Source organism: Salegentibacter salinarum (assembly GCF_900168115.1).
Taxonomy (GTDB): Bacteria; Bacteroidota; Bacteroidia; order Flavobacteriales; family Flavobacteriaceae; genus Salegentibacter; species Salegentibacter salinarum.
The window spans coordinates 14,689-35,718 of sequence record NZ_FUZC01000016.1; the positions used below are offsets into that span (position 1 = coordinate 14,689).

Consider the following 21,030-nt stretch of genomic DNA (forward strand, 5'->3'; position numbering starts at 1 on the left):
CTGACTAAATATTGTTCTAAAAATGATGTGTGATTTTTTCATCTTCCACGTTTAATGAAGCGAGCAATAACCCACCTATTAATATCGCGAATCCCAAAGTTGTAGGTTGGGCCCATTGGCCCTGGGGTACGATTAAAAGACAAAAGCTTAACAACATCCAGGGTAGAAAATCGCCTGTTTTTAGCCTCTGATAACTAGCCAAGGCCATCTGTAGACAAATTCCCAAGCGGATTAAAATAACTCCAAATCCCATTAAAAATCCCATCTCCCCCATCAATCTTAACCATTCATCTTCTGCTACTAGAAAGTTCCTACCTCCTGTTAACAGGAAACTAGCCACATTTGTACCTAATCCGATTCCGTATCCCCAAAATGGAATTCTTTCTGCTGAAGAACCACTAACTGCAGAAATTAAGTTTCCAAAATATCTGTCTACCAGAGTACCTTGCAAGCCACCTTCTACTTTGCTTGCAGTTTCAAACCGACTGGTAAACACTTCAGTACTTGTTTGAAAAATTTCTACATTATTCAAAACGCTTAAAATAACAAAGCCTGCAATGCCTGCTCCAATGATACGGCCAGCATATTTTGGATTTCTAATACTGGCAAGGACCGCAAATGTTACCCCTATGATAACTTGAAATAATAATGATCTACTAATAGAAAGTGGGATAGCAATAAACAAAGCAATAGTTGCAGCAATGAGCAATAAACGATTCACTTTTATTCCTCCTATCCAGAAATAAAAAACAAAACAGCTAAGGAGGCTAAAGAACATAGTATTACCTGTCGTAAAGGAGAATGTTCCTGACGGCCTAAAATATCCCATTGCGCCACTAAATCCTGACCCTTCCATATCCCCTCCAACGCCACGATTAACCCAGGCCGATTGGGGACTATAAAATTGTAGCGATATTAAAACTATCATTGGTATAGCTATCCATAACATAATCTTTCCAACCTTGATCACATCTTCGTGGGAAAAAACTTTACCAATCACGAAAATTACAGGAAATTGAAGCATAAGAATTCTTGCACCAAAAATTCCAATAGCAAGATTGCCGTGCCCAAAAATTAGCGCCGTAACAAATGCAAACATTCCTATGCCTAACATACCCACTAAGTAAATTGAAGGTGGAAGAAGATTTCTTCTCCAGGCATGGAAAAGGAGAAAAAGAGCAACAGGATCCCGAACAATTAAAAGTGGAGCGGCAAGACCCGGTAAAAACCATTTACGTAGGGCACCTTCAAATAGCAGGAGGAAAAAATAACCCCAAATACCCAGTTTAAGTAATCGGTATGGATCATTTTCATCTACAAGCCTGGCTAGAATGATTCTCATCTTTAAATTCGTAATTTCGAAGCATTTGCTTTTCCGACATGTTCACTTATAGCAGTAGCTAATTCTTTCCCATATACGCTCCAGGGACGTTGTTTTGCAGTTTCCCTGGCAGCTTTTCCTACTTCAGATATACTTTTAGGGTTTTGCAACAAATAATCTAAACACTCTTCCAAAGCAATGGTAGAACCAGCTTTTATGAGCCAACCATTCTCATTATGGATTATCACATCTGGTCCGGCGGTTCTTTCAGTCGTAATCACCGGCGTACCTTGAGACATAGCTTCGGTTATAACCATTCCAAACCCTTCAAACAGGGATGGAAATAATAACACATCGTGATCTCTCATCAGTTTTAATATTTCGGAATGTGGTAAACTGGGAATCCACTTATGTTTAGACAGATTTTCATCCAGTACCCGACAATTATCCGAGGCTTTATAACCTACCACCGTTAAAGTTACGTGCGGTTGTAATTTATCCACAACAGCAAATACATCTGCAATCCCTTTACGCTGTGACAGCCCACCTACAAATAATAATTTAAGGGGTTTTAAATTATTGATTCCTTCATATTTCCTAGTACTAATTGGTGGTGGGAATCCGTATGGTATTATTTCAATAGGAGCTAAATTTCCAGGGTAATTTTTAAGAGTATGAGCAGTGAAACTACTGGCAACAAAAATTCTATCAGCAAGGGCTAATTCCTCATCTTTGCGTATTAGTTTTTCTTCTGAATCTTTAAGACCCGTTAGAGTTGCACTCCATTCAGGCCACCTTTCTTTTTCTAATTCCAGCAATTCCCTCGCGGTTCGCCAGTAGCCAATAGGTAAATCGTAAAAACAGCTTAGACCCAAATTGTGAGCCTCTCGGAACGTTTTTAAGGCACCATCTTCATAGGCATAAACACCTTTTGCTCCTCTTTTCTTTGCTTCTTTTAAGCGTAAGCTCGTTCTGTGGTCCAGGCTATTATATACTGAATCAATACAAAAAATACCTTTTTCGTGCCTTGTAAGAAAAGTTGCTCCTATTTTTCCAGCTATAAGCCTCCCTGTTTCTAACACTGGCCAATTGTGAGTATAATTTTTCAAATCAGGAGAAAAGCTTCTTCGTCTTATTTCAGAAAAAGTTGGAAAAGAAGCCAGACGATCCAGTAAGCCATTTGGAAATAATGCTATTCCAGTATGAAATTCTGAAAGCATATCTTTCTCTAAAAAACCCTGTAATGCTGAACGATTAAACTGATTACTGTTTGGATGGGATACTATTATTTTCATAATGAAATGGTTTTCTATTAGTGATTCAGCAAAAAGGGAGAAAAGCTTCTACTTCCCTATTCTAATCTTTGGATAATAAATTAGATTCGTTTTTAGGCAGCTTTTGATTTTCGCAAAAAGAATTGTGAACCTTTTATCAAATCTTTGATTTTTACAATTAATTTTCTTTTAAAAGAATAATATTTTGCTCCCAAAGATCCTGGATTTAAATAACTGGAAATCCGGGATCTTACCTTTTTACTATCGTAGATATTTAGAACTCTCTGGGTAATAATATCTTTCTCGGATTTGGTGAAATAGCTGCTTTTTAAGGCAAACGCATGTTCAAGGGCAAATTTCTCCCGTTGTGTTTTAATAATATTCTCGGACCAGTTGCGTCTTTTATAAGCTGGTTCTACACATTCATCAAATAATCTTTGGTACCCAATAAGTTCAGCTTCTTTGCGCTGGAGAGAGATCCTATAATTATTCTTATCTACCCATACACGATAATAGGCCAGTATCTTTGATGAAAATACATTACCCCAATTGGCATCGGCAATTCGAACCCATAAATCATAATCCTCTGTGTATTCCGGACGACCGCTGGTAAAGTTCAGTTCTTCTAAAACGTTTCTCCTAAACATACAAATGTTAGCAGCTACTTTATAACCGTAAATGCTTTCCCTTAGGGATTTTTCAGCAGAATAGAATTCTTTTTGGCGAGCGAGTAAACGTTTTCTGGTAAAATGATGGTGTTCATCTATTTGCTGAACATTAACATGTCCCACACCGGCCTCGGGGTATTTCTCGAATAATGAAAGAAGGGTTTTTACATAATTTGGATGTAGGAGATCATCTGAATCTAAGCGGACGATAAAATCTGTTTTTGGCCATCTAAGAAGCTTGTTTACATTTTTAGCAATCCCCAGGTTCTCATCATTTTGTTGGTAATAAAAATTAGAATATTCCGCATTAAATTTCTCGCAGATTAATTTAGTGTTATCTGTACTTCTATCGTCACAGACATATACTGAAATTTCTGGGAATGTTTGGTCCAAGGCAGATTGAATACTTCTTTTTAAATACTCTGCCTGGTTGTAGGTGGGGATGCAAATAGCTACTGTCAATTTTTTCATCGTTTTACATTTTAATCAAAGGGATAGAAACTTTGCTTTGAGCTTCTCCTATTATTTCCAGAATATTTCGTGCAATTTTTTCCTTTATATTTCTGGGGGTAAATTTCTCCATTTTAACCTGTTCTGGGAAACCATCTAATTCCCATTTCAAGTGGTGGTTATCATCAACTAAATCCTTGTTTCCACAATTGAAATTTTTATCGAGCCCGGCAAAAAGTATTGGTAAACCATGCTCCACATAAGCCGCATAAACCCCACTTTTTTCTAAAAGTTGGGGTGCTGTTAAGGTTATGCCCATATCTATATACTGAAGAAATCCCGAAATAATTGCCGGCGGTTGTTCTTCAAGAATTATAATATTTAAGGAAGGTATTTCTTTCTTTAAATCATCCTTAAGTTCAGCTGCTGTATACTGATTTGACCTTCCTGCAATGAATAAAGTAATTGAAGATTTAGTTTTTTTCAACTGTGATATAAATTTTTCCTTTTGCCATACAAATGGAATGGTTCCAAAAATCCCCAGCTTTAAAGATTCCTCAGTATTTACTATACCTCTGGCATTTAGTATATCTTCAAATAATATCTCAGCGCCAGGGATATATGGAATATTGCTGAAAATTGGTAATAAAAAACTAGGAATTCCTTCCTTACTTAATAAGCCCATGTAGGTGGAATTACTGGTAAACACTTTTACAGGTTTTAAATCCCAAACCAGATATTTAATGATGAGCTTATGGATTTCACCTATTATTTTATTTTTTATACTATCTTCTTTCGCAGCCCCTATCCATAATTCATGAAACATGATACTTACCTGTGAATAATTCTTCAATAGTTTATTTATAATATGGATAGGCCTGAAACTAAATCCCCTGGGGTGGTATCCATAAATAACGAAATGCCACATTATATGGTCTGGTTTTATTTCATCTATCCATTCTCTTGATTTTATTACTCTTGAGCCCCAAGATTTTTTATTGCTAAGCCTTAATGAAAGGATTGTTTCAATCTTTTCTTCTTCATTCACTGAAAGAAAAGGATCGTTTATTGCGAGAATTGCAACTTCGTGCTGTTGGAGTAATAATTCCTTTGCCAGGATCTGAACATAATCTCCAACCCCGTCTTTCCCCCCTTCTAAACAACCACAGATAAAAAGAATATTCATAAAAGACTATTTTTATAAAATCTCAATAAATTTCTTGTATGAAAGGGCCTCAAAAATTGACTATAGGTATAAACCTTCTTATTAATTCCACTTTCCCTAGATTTCATAAGATCTTCACACATACATGCGATATGGTGAAAACATACTTCTTTAGAAAACCACATTTCCCAGTTTTTTCTAGCTAACCTCCCCATTTTTCGAGCTTCTCCCTTCTTTTCCAATAGTATATCTGGTATTTCTTGAATATCCTTTTCTGCCACACGTAAGGAAAATTCATCCCAATCCGGCCCCCTCATAGGAACCCAGTCATCTGAGATAATAACAGGAGTTATCCCCATTTCCATGGCTTCATACAAACGGTAAGAATTTACTCCTTCCCCTCTAGGGCATAGTATAAAGTGACTGTTTAAGGAAACATCCGCATATTCTTTCTCAACTATTTTTTTTGTATTTGAATCCAATTCCCACAGGTTTATAGCGCTACTATCTTTAACAAAACTGTTAGAGTAATTTAGGTCCAGAATCCTTTGTCTGATCGTGTGAGTCCTTGCAGCTCCAATAAAAGAAAATAAAAATTCCCTTTCAGTACTTTCTTCTCTAAAAAGAACAGATTCATTTTTATATTGCTTAGCTATATAAGGTCCAGATCTCACCAATCTTTTTCTATAGTATCGACTTTCGATTGATGGCAAAATGCTTGGTAACAAGGGTAAAGGTTTATCTATATCAGTATAGAGAATTGACTTATGGGGGTATTGTTTATATAAATCATTTTTTAGTACTTTAAAAAAATACGGATCTTCAGGTGGGTGATGTTCGGTAAATAATATAATATCCGCAGCGTCCGGATCATCTGAAACAGAATGTTCTTTAAACGTATCTAATCTGGCAGACTCCTTTAACCATGAAACTGCAAAATTTTGAGAATGATGATAAGGATATGCAGAAGTAAGAAATAAATTCATTTAACTATTTTGTTTTGAAACAGTAGCTTAGGTTTGTTTTAATTTAAAAATCACTGGTAGGAGTTTTCAACTCCTACAAAGTGCTATCTTTTAAGGTAGATTTAAAATAAATTATACTTGGGAAGTATGATTAGGAGAATATTCCTTTCGAATTTTTTGAAGCTCCTCTTGAGTAACAAAAAGTGTTCTTATTAAAAGATCGAGATGAATCGCTCTGTGAGAAAGGTTAAACAATATACCTCTCCCTTTAAATTTATAAAAGTTAGCTAGTGTATCTAGCACAATATCTTTTATTAATTGTTTTAAAAAGAAAAATGGACTATGTGCTTTAAAAAGATCTTCATCTTTAATAATGAATTTCCAATAAGATTCTTTGTAAAATTTTCGGGTCTTCCAAAAGTTCAAGGAATCTACTTTTCGCCAGGGATGACAAACTGCTGCCTTTGGGAGAAATAAAGAAGAGAATCCTAGCGATTTTATTCGATAGCTAAAATCCATATCCTCAAAATAGAACTTGAAATTTTCATCGAACCCTCCCAATTTCCAATATAATTCTCGGGAGACCATAAAATTACAAGAAGGCATTTGCCCTCCAGTCTCATTAATTGGAGCTACTTCATTAAATGCCATTTTCAGTTTATCGGGATAGGTTCGTCCTTCAAAAACCATAATTCCAGGATTACTTTGCTCAGCTTTATCATATTCTTTAATCCAATTTGGATCTGGCAGGCAATCGTCATCTGTAAATATCAACCATTTTCCTTTTGCCACTCTGGCCCCATTATTCCTATTTGCTGCAGGCCCTCTACCAGCACCTTTAGTCCATTTCACAAAAGGAAAATTTAATTCAATCATAGATTCTGCCGTGCTTATTTCCCCATCATCGGTCACGATTATTTCAATCTCACCTAATGAGTAATACTGCTTAGAAAGCCTTTCTAAACATTCTGCCAGTAATTCATTTCTATGGCATGTCGGGATTATTACACTAAATTTCAAGTTACTCATAGTTATTACCTTCACTATTTCGCTAAAGATTATTAGCGTATTGCATTCCTATGATTTATTTGGACTTTTGAAGAAAACCATAGGTAGATTTTATCATTTCTATTTTTTCAAGAAGCTGTTCGATCTTTCGATCTAATAACCTTTCGCTACTTAAGAACTGTTGCTTTGACTTTAATCCGACAAATTGTTTAACCACATTTCTATTCAAGAAATTATCCTGGTAAGTTTCATATATTTTGCTCATACCCCTCACGTGTAGATCTTTCTCTTTTGCTTTAAATTTTGCTGTAATTTTTTGAATTATCATCTGGCTGGAATAAATCGAGGGAAGGTTGTTGGGTCTATATTCTAGCGCCAATGATTCCGTCCAGTCCCTCCACTTGAATTCATTAATAGTTGGATAAAGTTTTACCGGTATCCAGGGAACTCTTAATGTATCTGCTACAATAGCTCCATGCATAGCCTCTGCAATTACAACTTTAGATTGTGAAATTTGCTTTAAGATCACTTGAATGTCTCCAGCAGGATCTATATAATTATACCCCGCCTCCTTGCATATTCTTTTCCAGTCGTTAAAATGAATACTCGCATGATGAGGCATAAAAGAATAATCAAAAATCTTTATTTCATTCGGGAAATACATTTCCCTCAATAATGCAGCACCGTCAGTTATTCCTAGTTTTGAATCCAGCCCCAGTACTTTTGCCGTCAAAGGACCCCGAACACAAGAAATTTCGTAGCTTTTATCAATTTTAGGCAAATCGCCATAATACGCATACCCTGTGCTAAAAACAATTTTTCTCGTTTCAGGCGGAAATTCTAAATGTAATATAGATCCAATACCTAAAAATATCTCATCCTTATTTGCGTCAAAAAAACCCGGAAAAAACCTATTAAGGATTAAGGGATTTAGTGCATCTCCAAAATTAGGAACCTTCTGAAAGTAAATTAACTTCATCTTTTGTCTTTTTTAAACCTATGAATCCAACAAGGACTTTGTTTGAAAGATTAAACACACTTAATATTATTGCGTAAATAAGTACGTTATAAGTGGTGCTTAGGTCCATTTTAAAAATTAAAAATATCTGCAACAGGATATTAGATGAGATACTAACTATTGGGATCCAATACCACAACCATTTTCTTGAACAATTCATATCCCACATGACCACATTGAGGAAAATGATTGCGGAATTAAGTACTAGCAGGCCTACTTCGCGATCTAAATGATCATATTTACTACCCATTATCCATAAAAATGGTTGAGGGAACAGGAATGCGATGATTGATAGTAATGCTGCAATTGCTAGAGCCCCTGAGATAATTGAAAAATATTTTTTACTTAGGCCCTCATTGGGCTGCCTTGCTAGAAAGGGAACGATTAAAGTTGAGCTCGCTGCATTCAAAATAAAAAATATCTGTCCCACCCTTCCTAAGGCTCCTACCTCTGCAATATTCTGGGTATTGCCAAAAATGCTTATAAGAAAAAGGGCAATTTGTGCACTAAAAGCTGAATAGATAATTCCGGGCATTACCGGTTTTACGTACTGCAGCATTTCTTTTTTAGTTTCAGAAGGGCTGCTCGATGGTTCTGCTATATACTCCTGAGACCTATTTTTATAGTGTTTTCCATTATACCATATCAAAAAACTTGTACCCAAAGCAGCCAACCAGGCATTGATAATTGAAAAAAGGGCAAGGATTCCCAGAAAGCTTAGGCGGAATAGAGCGCTTTTTAATTGTATCCTGTAAAAATTCTTAAGTTTTGCGTGTATTATTAATGGGGTTGCATAAAAGGCACTGTTTCCCGAAAGATATAAATTGCTTAAAATGGCAATCAATAATAATAATGTTATATAAAAAGGCCAATTATGATGAGCAGTTATAACTGGAAAACCTACTAAACAGGTTGCTCCAACAACAGCAAAAAGCCTATTTCTAAAAAATTTACCGGCTTTTATATAACCACCTAAGACCTCCTTATCATAAATCCTTGATCCAACTAGTGCTATTACAGAACCGGAAAAACCCAACTCCACTAAAACCTGGGCAGTAGATTGAAAAGCAAAGGCTACACTATATTGAGCATATTGCTCTACTGTCAACCATCTTATAAGAAGAAACCCGGTAAATAATTGAACAAATTGTACGACCCCCTGACCGACCAGGAAAGAACTTATTAGCCTTATTTGACCTTTAGTTATAAAAGATCCGCTTTCAATCTTAATACTTATACTTTGAAGCAGATCCTTCATAGTTTTTAAATAGCTGGTTGTCCCGCTTTCAGATGACCTAAGCTTTCAATTTGGATTCCATTTTTTTATAAATACTATACTTATACCAACTATACAAACTTTCTATTCCCTCGTCTAATTCAACCTGAGCCTTCCAGCCTAAAGCCTCCAGCTTGGAAATATCTGTTAATTTGCGATAGGTACCATCCGGCTTTTCCGTATTAAAAAAAAACTCTCCTTTAAATCCAATTATCCTTTTTGTCATTTCTGCTAATTGAGCGATGGATACTTCTTTACCCGTTCCTATGTTAATATGAGTATTACGAACCTCCTGAATTGCACTCTCATTATCCTCTTGAATTGATACAATATCCTGAAAATTCCTGTTTTCCATTAAAAAGATGCACGCCTCTGCCATTTCTTCGCTCCACATAAACTCTCGATAGGGGGTCCCAGTTCCCCATATTTCAATGGAAACCACTTTCTTAGAGTTATCTATCTGGTATTTTGCTCTTTTTATTCTTACACCAAATTTTTCTAAAACACTTAAAATTTCAGTTTTTTTAGCGTTACCATTAATTCCTTCTATAGGCCGGGAGTTTAGATCTTCTTTAATTTTAAACCAATCATCTTCCTCCAGGGCCTTGCCCAAATAAATCTTTCTTATTAAGGCTGGTAAAACATGGGCCGTTTCAAGATTAAAGTTATCTGCAGGGCCATATAAATTCGTTGGCATCGCGCTTATAAAATTTGTCCCATACTGAAGATTATAACTTTCGCACAATTTAATTCCCGCTATTTTAGCAACAGCATAAGGTTCATTGGTGTATTCTAATGGTCCTGTTAGTAAATATTCTTCTTTAATTGGCTGTTTACAGTTTTTCGGATAAATGCAGGTGCTTCCTAAAAACATCAACTTCTTAACATTATTAAGGTATGAGTGATGAATTATATTATTTTGTATCATACTATTTTCATACAGAAATTCTGCCCGATAATTATTGTTTGCTATAATCCCTCCTACTTTTGCTGCAGCCAGGAAAACGTATTCCGGCTTCTCTTCTCTAAAAAATTCTTCAACAGCAATACAATCCATTAATTCAAGCTCCTTATGAGTTCTGGTTATTATTTGAGAAAAGCCTTTAAATTCTAGCTGCTTCAGAATAGCACAGCCAACCAGACCGGTATGTCCTGCTATGTATATTTTAGCGTTTTTTTTCATTAGTTTCTTATTTCTAAATAATTCTCATTCATAATAATTCATAACCGTAAAACCAACATCTTTTAAGCACTGTTCTTTTCTCATTAAGTTGAGATCACTTTCTACCATTTCCTTAATTAAGTCATTCAATTCAAATTCCGGAACCCAACCTAATTTGTTTTTTGCTTTTGAAGCATCTCCAACAAGTAATTCTACCTCTGTCGGTCTAAAATATCTGGGATCTATAGATAGAACTTCAGTCCCTGTCGTAATTTTAAAATCAGGATTGTGACAATAAGTTACTACGCCTTTTTCATTTATGCCCTTCCCTACAAATTTCAGTTCTATTCCTACCTCTGCAAATGCCAATCTTACAAAATCTCTTACGCTAGTGGTTTTTCCTGTAGCGATTACCCAATCTTCGGGCTCATCTGCTTGTAAAATCATCCACATCATTCTTACATAATCTTTAGCATGACCCCAGTCACGTTGGGCGTCCAAGTTTCCCAAGAATATTTTCTCCTGTAAGCCAAGGGCAATTCTGGCAACAGCCCGTGTGATTTTACGTGTAACGAAAGTTTCACCCCTTACAGGCGATTCGTGATTAAATAGGATTCCATTACAGGCAAACATATTGTAAGCCTCCCGGTAATTAACAGTTATCCAGTAAGCATATAACTTTGCAACCGCATAAGGACTTCTAGGATAGAAAGGTGTAGTCTCAGACTGAGGAACTTCCTGTACTTTCCCATATAATTCGGAACTTGACGCCTGATATATTCGTGTTTTCTTTTCTAAACCGAGTAACCTAACGGCGTCGAGTATTCTAAGGGTTCCCAATCCATCGGTATTCCCTGTATACTCTGGAATTTCGAAAGATACATGAACGTGGCTCATCGCTGCCAGATTATAGATTTCATCTGGTTGTATTAACTGAATGAGTCGAATTAAATTGGTGCTATCCGTCATATCACCATAATGCAATATGAAATTACGATTGTTTACATGTGGATCCTGATAAAGATGATCAATTCTATCTGTATTGAATTGGGAGGATCTCCTTTTAATTCCATGAACTAAGTAACCTTTATCTAGCAAAAATTCGCTTAAATATGCACCATCCTGGCCGGTTATACCTGTGATTAAAGCTGTTTTCATTGAAATCTTTTTAGTAAATTTATAATAACGCTTGTGGCTAATGATATATATTAAATTACATGGCTTCGCCGTCGTGAGTCCCATTTTGCTTTTTAAGGGAATTCACTGTAGTGTAAAAGGAATTAGTTGGGGATTTACATAAAAAAGAAGTGGGGACTTCAATTTTTTTATTATCATCTTTAGATAATAGGGTCATTACAAAAAATCCTAGGGTGATTTTTCGTAGCAGGGTATACAATAAATAAAAGTAACGGTGGGGGCTTTAATTAGAAGGTAGAGACATCTAATCTTGAAGTAAAAATATAAATAAAGATTGGGATCAAAAGTATTTTTCGATATAATACCAAGATTCTTGTTAATTAGTAATTTAAAAAACAATAATAAATTATAATAATTAACATATAATTATTAATTATTATAATTTACCCTATAGTTATCGAATAATATAAAAAAAAATGCATTTAAAAAGCTAATTATCCTTTTTAAGCATACGAATTATTTGATTTAAATTAAAATTTTTAACGTATTTATTTGAAGAATTTTCTTACAATAAACAATATAGATAAGGTTATTATTTTCTTTCGTTGAGGAGGCTTTGCTTACGTATTGCAGAGCTCGCTTATGTTTAACCCTATTCAGAACAACTTGATTGACTTTAATAAATAAATTCACTCCATGTTACCATTTCTTAGACCCAATTAAGATTCACAACGAAAAAGGTGGATAGAATAATATCAATTTAAAAAATCTACCACATTATTCAAAGCCTCATCAGTTTGGGTATTAATAAAATTTGATAGGTACATCATCGTAGTAGTAATTGAGCAATGCCTATAAAGTTGCTGTAATAACTGAACAGAAATTTTATCCCCAGATACATTTCCAAAACTAAGTCTTGCAATGTTCATAGTAAGCTTCTTCACAATCCCCAAATATTTTGCAATTCGAACTAATCGTCTATTAAAATTACGCGTTATGGTTTTTTCTCTTTTTCGAACTTCTATTTGATCATCCAAATTAGTGCCCCTTAATTCTGGAAAAACTAAATTACGGGTGGTACTTTTCTGTGGCAGGTACAAGTCTAAAATATTCTGAGCTTTAGTAGGAATTAGAGACACCAGTTTATCATTTTTCTTAATCCTATATTATTATCGGTTATCCTTTAAGTCGGTCTATTTTTAATTGAATAATATCTGTTATTCGTACAGAATAACAACTTGATAGCCATATATTTAAAACATGTTGATTAGCTTCATTTAAATCCTTTTCATTTTCTAATTTCTTCAGTTCTTCTTTTGTTAGGCCTATTTTTTTAGCTATAAAATTTGAAAAACGGGCGCCCCTTCCGACGCACTTACGGTATTAAAGAAACGCAAAATAATGGCTGCCAAATTTCCTCCTACTACTTCAAGCCATTCCTTAGAATATATAAATCATGAGATATCTTAGAATCTACTACCATTGCATAAATCTGGGTGGTCGATAATTTTGTATGTCCCAAAAGTTTAGATAACGTTTCTATGGGAACTCCATTAGCTAAAATTACAGTTGTGGCAAAAGTATGACGGGCGGAGTGAAAACTTAATTCCTTATTGATTTTTACCGCTTTGGTGACTTCCCTTAGATACTGGTTTGTTTTCTGGTTGGAATGGACCCGAAATAAAATATCACTCGAATGTACTTTTGGATGATCCTGGTATTTTTCCAGAATTCTTTCGGCTTCCTCCAATAGTGGAATTCTAAGCATCTTATTGGTTTTTATCCTTCGGGTGTAGATCAATGTCTTTCCATCCACACCTATCTGAATATGCTTTTTCTTTAGATCCTTCACATCACCATACGGCAACCCCGTATAACAGCAGAACAGGAAAATATCACGGTTAATTTTATGGGTATCTCTTTTGAATTTTTGGTTTTTTATTTTTTGTAATTCTTCTTGGGATAGATAGATCATATCCACCTGGTCAAAGCGGAGTTTAAACCTTTTGGTTAGGTTCTTTTCAATCCAGACTAAATCTTCGGCCAGGCGCATCAATTTTTTAAAGCGTTCCAAATGTTTCATTATTTTGGAAGCTGGGCAAGTCTCTTATGTGATTTTCAAATCCCAATGTAAATTGGTAATTAATCTGTTTTAATTAAATATCTGGAGTATGATACTGGGCTTTAAAAAATCTTTGAGGTAATTTTCCGTAGTTGTATAGTTTTTCATTGTAACATACTTTAAAACCTTGCCCATTTTCCTCTTATAATATTTGATCAAATAAATGAGTGTATAATGTTGCTGGTCACTCCCCAGAAATCTAGTTTTGACCGTCTCCGTCGTTACAAGCATCCCATCTTCTACAAGACTGTCATGGGTTTCATAGAGTTACGCCTTGGTTTCATCAATTTTTTTATTGATGAGTCGGCTTTCAGAACAGTTACCGGTAAGTTTGCTGGCAGCTTGATTCCACTTGTCAATCGAAATATTACGTTTTAAACTGATTTCAAGGGATTTACCGTTTACGGTAAATCAGGCTTAGAGGATAGCTGATTCTGGTTGTTGTTTCTTCTTTGGGATTATAAAAGAAATGGAAAAGGTTTGACTGGTACGCCTAGCTTTGTTGTTTAAATGAAACAATTAATTAAGGCGAAAGTCAAACTACCAATACATAATTATGGGGTACCGGTAAGCTAAAAATACAAAAAAATAACTCACGATTAACTCTCAAATTCACCGTGAACTCACGATTAACTCACATAAAAAGAAAGGGTAACTACATGAAAACCATATAATTACCCTTTTTTTATGTTAAAATATAACTTGTAAAAGTCGGGATGACAGGATTTGAACCTGCGACCCCACGCCCCCCAGGCGTATACGCTACCAGACTGCGCCACATCCCGATTGTTCTTATCTGCTCAAATTTCATCTTTTAGAATTCCTTATTTAAAAGATCTTTTTTGTCGAATTACTTGCCTTGAGCTAGCCTAAGTCATCTATGTAATTCAGGCCACAAATTAAAGGGCTTATTTACTATTATCAAAGCGAAATCTTCCTTTTTTAAGAACTAATCTATAAAACCATATTGCTCAATTAGTTTAAATCTTCCTTTATTTAAAAGTGGATAAATTATGGAAACTCAATTCTAAAAAAACTGACAGTACAAAAATTAAGAAACGGTAATATTCATCTATTTTTTTCTTATCGCGGAAGAATTTGTTTAGATTCTTGAATAATTTCTTCCAGTTTCGCGACTATTTTCATCGGTTTTTCTTCCTGTAGAAAATGACGCGAACTTAATTGATGAATGTTAGATAACCCCGCTGCTTCTTTTATTTCTTGCCCATGATGGTCAAGGGTGAGAAAAGGATCGTCTGCACCCCAAACTGCCTGTATAGGATAAGGCACATTTTGTACTGCTTTATAGCATAAACTTCTAAATTCTTCTGAATTATCAAAACTTCTCATAATTTTTAAAAAAGCATCGCCCCCATCAGACCGCTTTAAAATATCTACATAAGCATTAATCTCGTTCTCTGGAATTGCCGAGCTATCGTTTACGCCCATTTTATTAAACATGATTTGCCAGGTAGGATATTGTATGGTGGCCAATTCAATTTCACCCAATGCAGGTTTTTCAAAAGGGCGCATAGGCCATGGCTTTTTAAAATTCACCCCATCTATCCAGGTATTAAGAACAGTAATTGACAAAATCTTATCTCTATTTTCTGCCGCCAGTGTAAATCCAATGGGGCCTCCTATATCGTGAATAAGTAGGTGGTATTTAACCAAACCTAAACTTTTAGCTGCTTCAGCGCAAAATTTGGCTAAAGAAGAAAATGAATAATCAAAATCTTCCGGTCTGTCAGAAAAGCCTAAACCAGGAAAATCGATAGCTACTCCCCTATATCCTTTGTCGGCTAATACGGGAACGATATTTCGATATAAAAAAGAAGAAGTAGGTACGCCATGTAGACATAATACAGCTTCACCTTTACCCTGATCCAGGGCAAAACATTGAAGACCCTTAACATTAAAATATTTCCCGGAAGCTTCGTGCTTCTCGATAACCGATTCAATAGAATTTTTCCCACTCATAATATAAGGTTTGTTCTAATTTAATAAAACTAAAAATTATATAAAGAGATTATGATTGGAATTGGGTTGTTGGATATTCAATAAAGGAAGAGTTTGTGATTTAGAATAAGGTAGTTAAACATATCTTTGAATTAAGACAAAGAATGTTAAACTCCCTCGAAACAAGCTCAAGTGGCATTCATAGGTAACAACTTTTCAATTTACGAATGAAACTACGCGGCATTCAAATTTGATTACGAGTAAATCTTCCGATTTCCACAAGTTCGTAAAATTCAAACAGAATGTTATTTTTTTCTTAGATGACGTTAAAACTTTTAGTCATTCATTACAATAAATTTAAATTGTAAGTATGGGAGAAAAGAAACTTAAAAGGTCTCTGGGATTATGGGACATCTTAATGTTTGGAATTGGTGGTATTGTAGGTGCCGGTATTTATGCAATTATAGGAGAAGCAGCAGCGCTTGGGGGGAATATGCTTTGGCTAAGTTTTATTATTGCTGCAACAGTGGCTCTTTTAACGGGATTATCTTACGCCGAATTTGTTAGTCGGTTCCCCGATTCCGGTGGAAGTTTTGAATATATTAAGCAAAGCCTGGGCAAAAAGCCGGCTTTTTTTATGTCTATTTTTATGGTATTTACCGGTGTGGTGGCAGCCGCTGCCATAGCTATTAGCTTTGCCAGTTACCTAAATAGATTATGGGATCTTCCGGCGTGGATAATTGTAATAGGTATAGTTGCATTAATGGCCCTATTCAATATCTTTGGCGCTAAATACAGTTCTTATTATAATTCAGTCGCTACGGTTATAACCCTCGCGGGACTTGCGGCAGTTATTGCAGTTTGTATTCCCGAATTTGGCTCTACAGATCTAACCAAGCTTAATGATTCTGGCTGGAATGGAGTTATAGCCGGTAGTGCTTTAATTTTCTTTAGTTATATAGGATTTGAAGATCTGGTGAAAATGGCAGAAGAAACCAAAAACCCTGAAAAGAATATGCCTAAAGGTGTACTTTTAAGTGGTTTGGCTGTCCTTGTTTTATATGTTCTAATCGCCATAAGTTCAGTTAGTGTTCTAGACTGGCAAAAACTTTCAGAATCCGAAGGTCCCTTGGCTGCAGTAATAGAAACTAAATTGGGTACAGCTGGTGCTACGGGACTCGTTGTAGTAGCTCTTTTCGCAACCAGCAAAACTATTCTGAGTAATATCCTGGGAACCTCCCGCCTACTCTATGATGTCGCCCGGGATAGCGAAGTAAACTGGTTAAAAAAGTTTACCACTATTTCAGGAATAGGAAATGCTCCAAATTACGCCATTATTGCCATAGCACTGATGGCTATTGGCTTCGGACTGCTCGGAGATTTAAAAATGGTGGCCAGTATCAGTAACATCTTTATTTTTATTGTTTTTGGAATGGTGAATTTTTCTTTATTAATTTTTCGGTATAAAAACAGAATGAATAATAAAAAAGCTCCTTTTCATATTCCTCTAAATGTAAATAACATTCCGATTCCTACTGTTATTGCCTTGCTTACTATCCTGATTTTATTTGGTTACAACCTTTACAACCTAACCCAGGGAAATATGTAAGTTGAAATTTTATAAAACTTAAGGATAGTTTGATATCAATTAGAAAATTTATAGGTTTTCTTTTTATTAAAAAACTTGCTTTTAATCGCATGTTCAAGTATGATGATGGCTGTTTGAATCATATTTTTCAGCTCAAAAAATTCCAAATACTTATTCTTACATAATTTTTCAAGTTTTTCATCTAAAAAATTCAATTTCACCAACGCTTTCTTCTTTTCATTTTCTTCGGAAGTATAAAGCAAGTTATAGCTCATAAGGTGATTTAGCTCTTTTTCGAACTTATTTAGAATATCATTTTCTTCTTTGCTTTGATCAATTTGAAGAGCCGCTTCCTGCTGAAGCTTCTCTACCAGAATTGAATCCAACTTTTCTACCACCTTACCTGCGGCCTGGTGAGAAAATACAAGTGCTTCCAGCAGAGAGTTTGAAGCCAATCTGTTGGCCCCATGCAAACCGGTGTGTGCACATTCTCCCGAAGCATAAAGTTGATTAATACTGGTCCTGGCAAATTTATCTACCTGAATGCCGCCGCACTGGTAATGAGCAGCAGGCACTATGGGGATAAGATCATTTTCATAATTAATACCTTCGTCCAGACAATGTTGTACAATGGTTGGAAAATGATTTTTGAAAGCTTCTGGATTAAGATGTCTGCAATCCAGAAATACCGATTTTTTACCTGATCGTTGTAATTCTCTCATAATTGCTTCAGAAACTATATCGCGGGTCGCAAGTTCTCCGTGAGTATCATATTTAAAAAGGAATCTATTTCCGGTACTGTCAACTAGGTGGGCTCCAAAACCTCTAACTGCTTCAGAAATAAGGAACAAAGAATGCTGATTTTTCGTATAAAGAGCGGTGGGATGAAATTGAATAAAATTCATATTTGATATTTTTGCGCCCGCTCTGTGCGCCATAGCAATTCCGTCTCCTGTAGCCACTAAAGGATTCGTAGTATTTTCAAATATTCTTCCACTTCCGCCGGTTGCCAAAAATGTAATGCGAGAACTAATGCTTACCTCTTCAGCCATTTTCCTTTCTATCGCCCTTACTCCTATGCAGGTGGTAGATGATTCTTGCTTTTTCAGAATTATATCGGTTACAAAATAATGATCGTAAAAAATAATATTTGAATAAGATGCTGCTTTTTGAAGCAATTTTGTCTCCATTTCTTTCCCGGTAAGGTCCTGATGATGTACAATTCGTTTTTGCGAATGTCCGCCTTCCAGTCCCAGTTCCAGTTCTCCCAGTTCATTAGCGTCAAAGCTGGTGCCCCAGTTAATAAGCTCGTACAATCTCTCCGGGGCCTGCGAAATTACCATTTTTACAATTTCGGGATCATTTATGCCTTTGCCGGCTTTCATTGTGTCCTCTATATGTTGCTCAAAACTATCTCTTATTTTATCGACCACTACCGCAATCCCACCTTGCGCTTTAATAGTATTCCCAACATCATTATTACTCTTTGTAAGCACGTGAATAGTGGCTTCAGGTTTTGCTGTAGCCACCTTAATTGCAAATGATAATCCGGCAATTCCAGAACCTATAACTAAAACATCTGTTTTCATAATTTATAGTTCCATCATACGTTTTATTGGTCTGTGAGCAGCTTTCATCAATCTTTCCTTCAGTATTATTTCGGGCGATTCATCTTTTAGACAAGCCTTTAATTTTTGTAACGTATTCATTTTCATAAAAGCACATTCACTGCATGCACAGCTATTATCTTCTTTTGCCGGTACCGGAATTAAGGTTTTATTAGGTACATCCATTTGCATTTGATGGAGGATTCCTGCCTCGGTAGCGACAATAAAGGTATCCTGCTGACTGGATTTTACGAAATTGAGCATTCCCGACGTTGATCCTATGTAATTTGAAATTTTAAGTATATGCTCTTCTGATTCTGGATGAGCAATAATTTTAGCCAAAGGATACTTGGCGTATAATTCCAGCAATTTATCTATAGAAAAAGCTTCATGAACAATACACGCGCCATCCCAGAGTAACATTTCCCTGCCGGTTTTTTCAATTAAATATCGTCCCAGGTTCTTATCGGGAGCAAAAATGATTGACTTATCTAAAGCAATGGAGTTTATCACTCTTTCAGCATTAGAAGAGGTACAAACCACATCACTCATTGCCTTAATTTCAGCAGAACAATTAATATAAGTGACCACAGCGTGGTTAGGATATTGTTCTTTTAATTCCTGAAAAGCTTCAGGAGGGCAACTTTCAGCTAAAGAGCAACCGGCGTTAATATCGGGTAAAAGAACTTTTTTAGACGGATTCAGGATCTTGGCAGTTTCTGCCATAAAATGTACGCCGGCAAAAACAATAATATCAGCATTGGTGGTAGCAGCTTTTTTCGCCAGCTCCAAACTATCACCTACAAAATCGGCGATCTCCTGGATTTCCGGTTCCTGATAATAATGAGCCAGGATCACGGCATTTTTTGCTTTTTTTAATATTGAAATCTCGTTTTGTAGTGATATATTATTTTCCGTTAACACACTCATTATAATGGTTTTTAGAGAAAAAAGTATTCAGAATTTTTTGAAAACCTAAACTTCTGAGACTTTCAGAAGTATATAACCGAATAAAACCACTGCGGAACAAGCTCCATTAATTGCAAGCAATTATTTAATTTCAAGGTAAGCCCCGGAGCATTAACTTTCGATTATCGAGTAAAACTAAAGCGATTTTATTCTTCGTTTTATGACCCTAATCAGAAAAAAGAGAATTCTTATAAATTCTGAATTTTTTTCACGATGAGAAATTGAATTTCTAAAGCTATTTATACAAATTATCGGAATGTGACTGCGATCATAAATTTTTGTATGCCTTAAAATCTTTCTTTGTAAAAATTAAATTTTACGAAAATGAATGAAACGATTGATACTTCTAAACTAGTTGCAGGACACCCGGTAAGTGTTTATTTTAAGGAAAAAGAATTGATAAAATTACTTACTGAAGAACTAAAGGATACAGATCCATCAAGTGAATATCAAAAGTTCTATAATATTTTTAATCAGTTGCAATCGGTAGAAAGACGATTTGAAAGAAAGGAAAATCAATTATTTCCTTTTTTAGAAAAACGAGGCTGGAACAACCCATCACAGGGAATGTGGTCTTTTCACGATACTTTAAGAGAGCAATTTAGATTACTGAGAAAAAAAATTGAAGCACGGGAAATAGAAGAAATAGATCAGGATATTCAATATCTTATCAGCGGAATTTTCAGATTGTTATTAATTGAAGAAACAACATTATTCCAAACGCTCTAAAAATACTAACAGAAGAAGACTGGACAAAAGTACGTGCCGGCGAAAAGAAATAGGTTGGATGTTACCGCAGGTTCCCCCGGTCTTTCCTAATAAGGAATACGTGCATCCCAGCCAGATTTCACCAAAAGAGAACTTCCATTTTCGCTAGAGAATACCGCCCATTACGATGAAGGTTATATGACGGTTGAGCAGGTTAACCTGCTTCTTAAAACTATGCCGTTAGACCTTACTTATGTTGATGAAAATGATAAAGTGATATTCTATAACCGCGGAGAAGAACGCGTTTTCCCCAGAAGTGCAGGTATTATTGGCCGGGAAGTAAAGTTCTGTCATCCTCCAAAAAGTGTAGGAACTGTTTTAAAAATTCTTGAGGAATTTAGAAAAGGAACTAAAAGTGAATCATCTTTCTGGATTAATTTTAAAAGTAGACTTATCTACATCAGGTATTTTGCTGTTCGTGATGCGCAGAAGAAATATAAAGGCGTTATTGAAATGTCTCAGGATATTACTGATATTAAGAATATAGAAGGAGAAAAACGCTTACTGGACTGGGATTAAGAATTAGGTAATCACTAAGTGATTAAAAGAATCCCCACGAGGAAACTAGACAAC

At 35.4% G+C, this 21,030-nt stretch carries 16 protein-coding genes, 1 tRNA gene and 2 pseudogenes; 2 read left to right on the forward strand and 17 right to left on the reverse strand.

Annotation, left to right across the window (positions count from 1 at the left end; genetic code table 11):
• Positions 1-16: 16 nt before the first annotated feature.
• From B5X53_RS15745 to B5X53_RS15810, 15 genes and pseudogenes are all read right to left on the reverse strand, one after another.
• Positions 17-1,342, reverse strand: a complete 1,326-nt coding sequence (locus B5X53_RS15745; protein WP_079714191.1) for a hypothetical protein — start codon at positions 1,340-1,342, stop codon at positions 17-19.
• 2 nt (positions 1,343-1,344) lie between these two features.
• Positions 1,345-2,616, reverse strand: a complete 1,272-nt coding sequence (locus B5X53_RS15750) for a glycosyltransferase family 4 protein (RefSeq protein ID WP_079714192.1) — start codon at positions 2,614-2,616, stop codon at positions 1,345-1,347.
• Positions 2,617-2,708: 92 nt separating this feature from the next.
• Positions 2,709-3,734 carry a glycosyltransferase family 2 protein gene (locus B5X53_RS15755; RefSeq protein ID WP_079714193.1) on the reverse strand — a complete coding sequence of 342 codons (1,026 nt, stop codon included), beginning with the start codon at positions 3,732-3,734 and terminating at the stop codon, positions 2,709-2,711.
• 4 nt (positions 3,735-3,738) lie between these two features.
• Positions 3,739-4,899: a glycosyltransferase family protein gene (locus tag B5X53_RS15760; RefSeq protein ID WP_079714194.1), complete on the reverse strand. Its 1,161-nt coding sequence runs from the start codon at positions 4,897-4,899 to the stop codon at positions 3,739-3,741.
• A complete protein-coding gene (locus tag B5X53_RS15765) occupies positions 4,896-5,864 on the reverse strand; it encodes an exostosin domain-containing protein (RefSeq protein ID WP_079714195.1) in 969 nt (322 codons plus the stop codon). Before B5X53_RS15765 ends, B5X53_RS15760 begins: the two co-directional genes overlap by 4 nt.
• Positions 5,865-5,975: 111 nt before the next feature.
• Entirely contained in the window at positions 5,976-6,872 is an 897-nt protein-coding gene (locus tag B5X53_RS15770; RefSeq protein WP_079714196.1) for a glycosyltransferase family 2 protein, read from the reverse strand.
• A 55-nt stretch (positions 6,873-6,927) separates the two neighbouring features.
• Complete coding sequence (locus B5X53_RS15775) at positions 6,928-7,830, reverse strand: polysaccharide pyruvyl transferase family protein (RefSeq protein WP_079714197.1); 903 nt, start codon at positions 7,828-7,830, stop codon at positions 6,928-6,930.
• On the reverse strand, positions 7,799-9,127 hold the full coding sequence (locus B5X53_RS15780) for a lipopolysaccharide biosynthesis protein (protein ID WP_079714198.1): 1,329 nt from the start codon (positions 9,125-9,127) through the stop codon (positions 7,799-7,801). Before B5X53_RS15780 ends, B5X53_RS15775 begins: the two co-directional genes overlap by 32 nt.
• 37 nt (positions 9,128-9,164) lie before the next feature.
• On the reverse strand, positions 9,165-10,328 hold the full coding sequence (locus B5X53_RS15785; RefSeq protein WP_079714199.1) for a GDP-L-fucose synthase family protein: 1,164 nt from the start codon (positions 10,326-10,328) through the stop codon (positions 9,165-9,167).
• 24 nt (positions 10,329-10,352) lie between these two features.
• A complete protein-coding gene (gene gmd / locus B5X53_RS15790; protein WP_079714200.1) occupies positions 10,353-11,465 on the reverse strand; it encodes a GDP-mannose 4,6-dehydratase in 1,113 nt (370 codons plus the stop codon).
• 734 nt (positions 11,466-12,199) lie between these two features.
• On the reverse strand, positions 12,200-12,583 hold the full coding sequence (locus B5X53_RS15795; RefSeq protein WP_101023046.1) for a site-specific integrase: 384 nt from the start codon (positions 12,581-12,583) through the stop codon (positions 12,200-12,202).
• A gap of 284 nt (positions 12,584-12,867) precedes the next feature.
• Positions 12,868-13,527 (reverse strand): site-specific integrase, encoded by a 660-nt coding sequence (locus B5X53_RS19400; RefSeq protein WP_232764088.1) that lies wholly within the window; start codon positions 13,525-13,527, stop codon positions 12,868-12,870.
• Positions 13,528-13,833: 306 nt separating this feature from the next.
• Positions 13,834-13,962, reverse strand: a pseudogene (locus tag B5X53_RS19680) (site-specific integrase); the annotation flags it as partial.
• A gap of 315 nt (positions 13,963-14,277) precedes the next feature.
• A tRNA-Pro gene (locus B5X53_RS15805) sits at positions 14,278-14,351 on the reverse strand.
• A gap of 298 nt (positions 14,352-14,649) precedes the next feature.
• A complete protein-coding gene (locus B5X53_RS15810; protein ID WP_079714202.1) occupies positions 14,650-15,546 on the reverse strand; it encodes an alpha/beta fold hydrolase in 897 nt (298 codons plus the stop codon).
• Positions 15,547-15,895: 349 nt separating this feature from the next.
• Between B5X53_RS15810 and B5X53_RS15815 the strand changes: the two genes are divergently transcribed.
• The gene (locus B5X53_RS15815; protein WP_079714203.1) at positions 15,896-17,134 is read left to right on the forward strand and encodes an APC family permease; all 1,239 of its coding nucleotides are present in this window, start codon (positions 15,896-15,898) and stop codon (positions 17,132-17,134) included.
• Positions 17,135-17,169: 35 nt separating this feature from the next.
• Here the strand turns inward: B5X53_RS15815 and nadB are convergent, their stop codons facing one another.
• Together nadB and nadA are read right to left on the reverse strand one after the other, a co-directional pair.
• A complete protein-coding gene (nadB, locus tag B5X53_RS15820; RefSeq protein WP_101023045.1) occupies positions 17,170-18,702 on the reverse strand; it encodes an L-aspartate oxidase in 1,533 nt (510 codons plus the stop codon).
• A gap of 3 nt (positions 18,703-18,705) precedes the next feature.
• On the reverse strand, positions 18,706-19,650 hold the full coding sequence (gene nadA, locus B5X53_RS15825; protein WP_079714205.1) for a quinolinate synthase NadA: 945 nt from the start codon (positions 19,648-19,650) through the stop codon (positions 18,706-18,708).
• Positions 19,651-20,013: 363 nt separating this feature from the next.
• Between nadA and B5X53_RS15830 the strand changes: the two are divergent.
• A pseudogene (locus tag B5X53_RS15830) lies at positions 20,014-20,976 on the forward strand (PAS domain-containing protein).
• Positions 20,977-21,030 lie beyond the last annotated feature (54 nt).

Coding starts and splice junctions, on each gene's coding strand:
- nadB (WP_101023045.1), bottom strand. CDS start 18,702: ATGAAAACAGATGTTTTAGTTATAGGTTCTGGAATTGCCGGATTATCA.
- B5X53_RS15755 (WP_079714193.1), bottom strand. CDS start 3,734: ATGAAAAAATTGACAGTAGCTATTTGCATCCCCACCTACAACCAGGCA.
- nadA (WP_079714205.1), bottom strand. CDS start 19,650: ATGAGTGTGTTAACGGAAAATAATATATCACTACAAAACGAGATTTCA.
- B5X53_RS15770 (WP_079714196.1), bottom strand. CDS start 6,872: ATGAGTAACTTGAAATTTAGTGTAATAATCCCGACATGCCATAGAAAT.
- B5X53_RS15815 (WP_079714203.1), top strand. CDS start 15,896: ATGGGAGAAAAGAAACTTAAAAGGTCTCTGGGATTATGGGACATCTTA.
- B5X53_RS15780 (WP_079714198.1), bottom strand. CDS start 9,127: ATGAAGGATCTGCTTCAAAGTATAAGTATTAAGATTGAAAGCGGATCT.
- gmd (WP_079714200.1), bottom strand. CDS start 11,465: ATGAAAACAGCTTTAATCACAGGTATAACCGGCCAGGATGGTGCATAT.
- B5X53_RS19400 (WP_232764088.1), bottom strand. CDS start 13,527: ATGAAACATTTGGAACGCTTTAAAAAATTGATGCGCCTGGCCGAAGAT.
- B5X53_RS15760 (WP_079714194.1), bottom strand. CDS start 4,899: ATGAATATTCTTTTTATCTGTGGTTGTTTAGAAGGGGGGAAAGACGGG.
- B5X53_RS15765 (WP_079714195.1), bottom strand. CDS start 5,864: ATGAATTTATTTCTTACTTCTGCATATCCTTATCATCATTCTCAAAAT.
- B5X53_RS15810 (WP_079714202.1), bottom strand. CDS start 15,546: ATGAGTGGGAAAAATTCTATTGAATCGGTTATCGAGAAGCACGAAGCT.
- B5X53_RS15775 (WP_079714197.1), bottom strand. CDS start 7,830: ATGAAGTTAATTTACTTTCAGAAGGTTCCTAATTTTGGAGATGCACTA.
- B5X53_RS15785 (WP_079714199.1), bottom strand. CDS start 10,328: ATGAAAAAAAACGCTAAAATATACATAGCAGGACATACCGGTCTGGTT.
- B5X53_RS15750 (WP_079714192.1), bottom strand. CDS start 2,616: ATGAAAATAATAGTATCCCATCCAAACAGTAATCAGTTTAATCGTTCA.
- B5X53_RS15745 (WP_079714191.1), bottom strand. CDS start 1,342: ATGAGAATCATTCTAGCCAGGCTTGTAGATGAAAATGATCCATACCGA.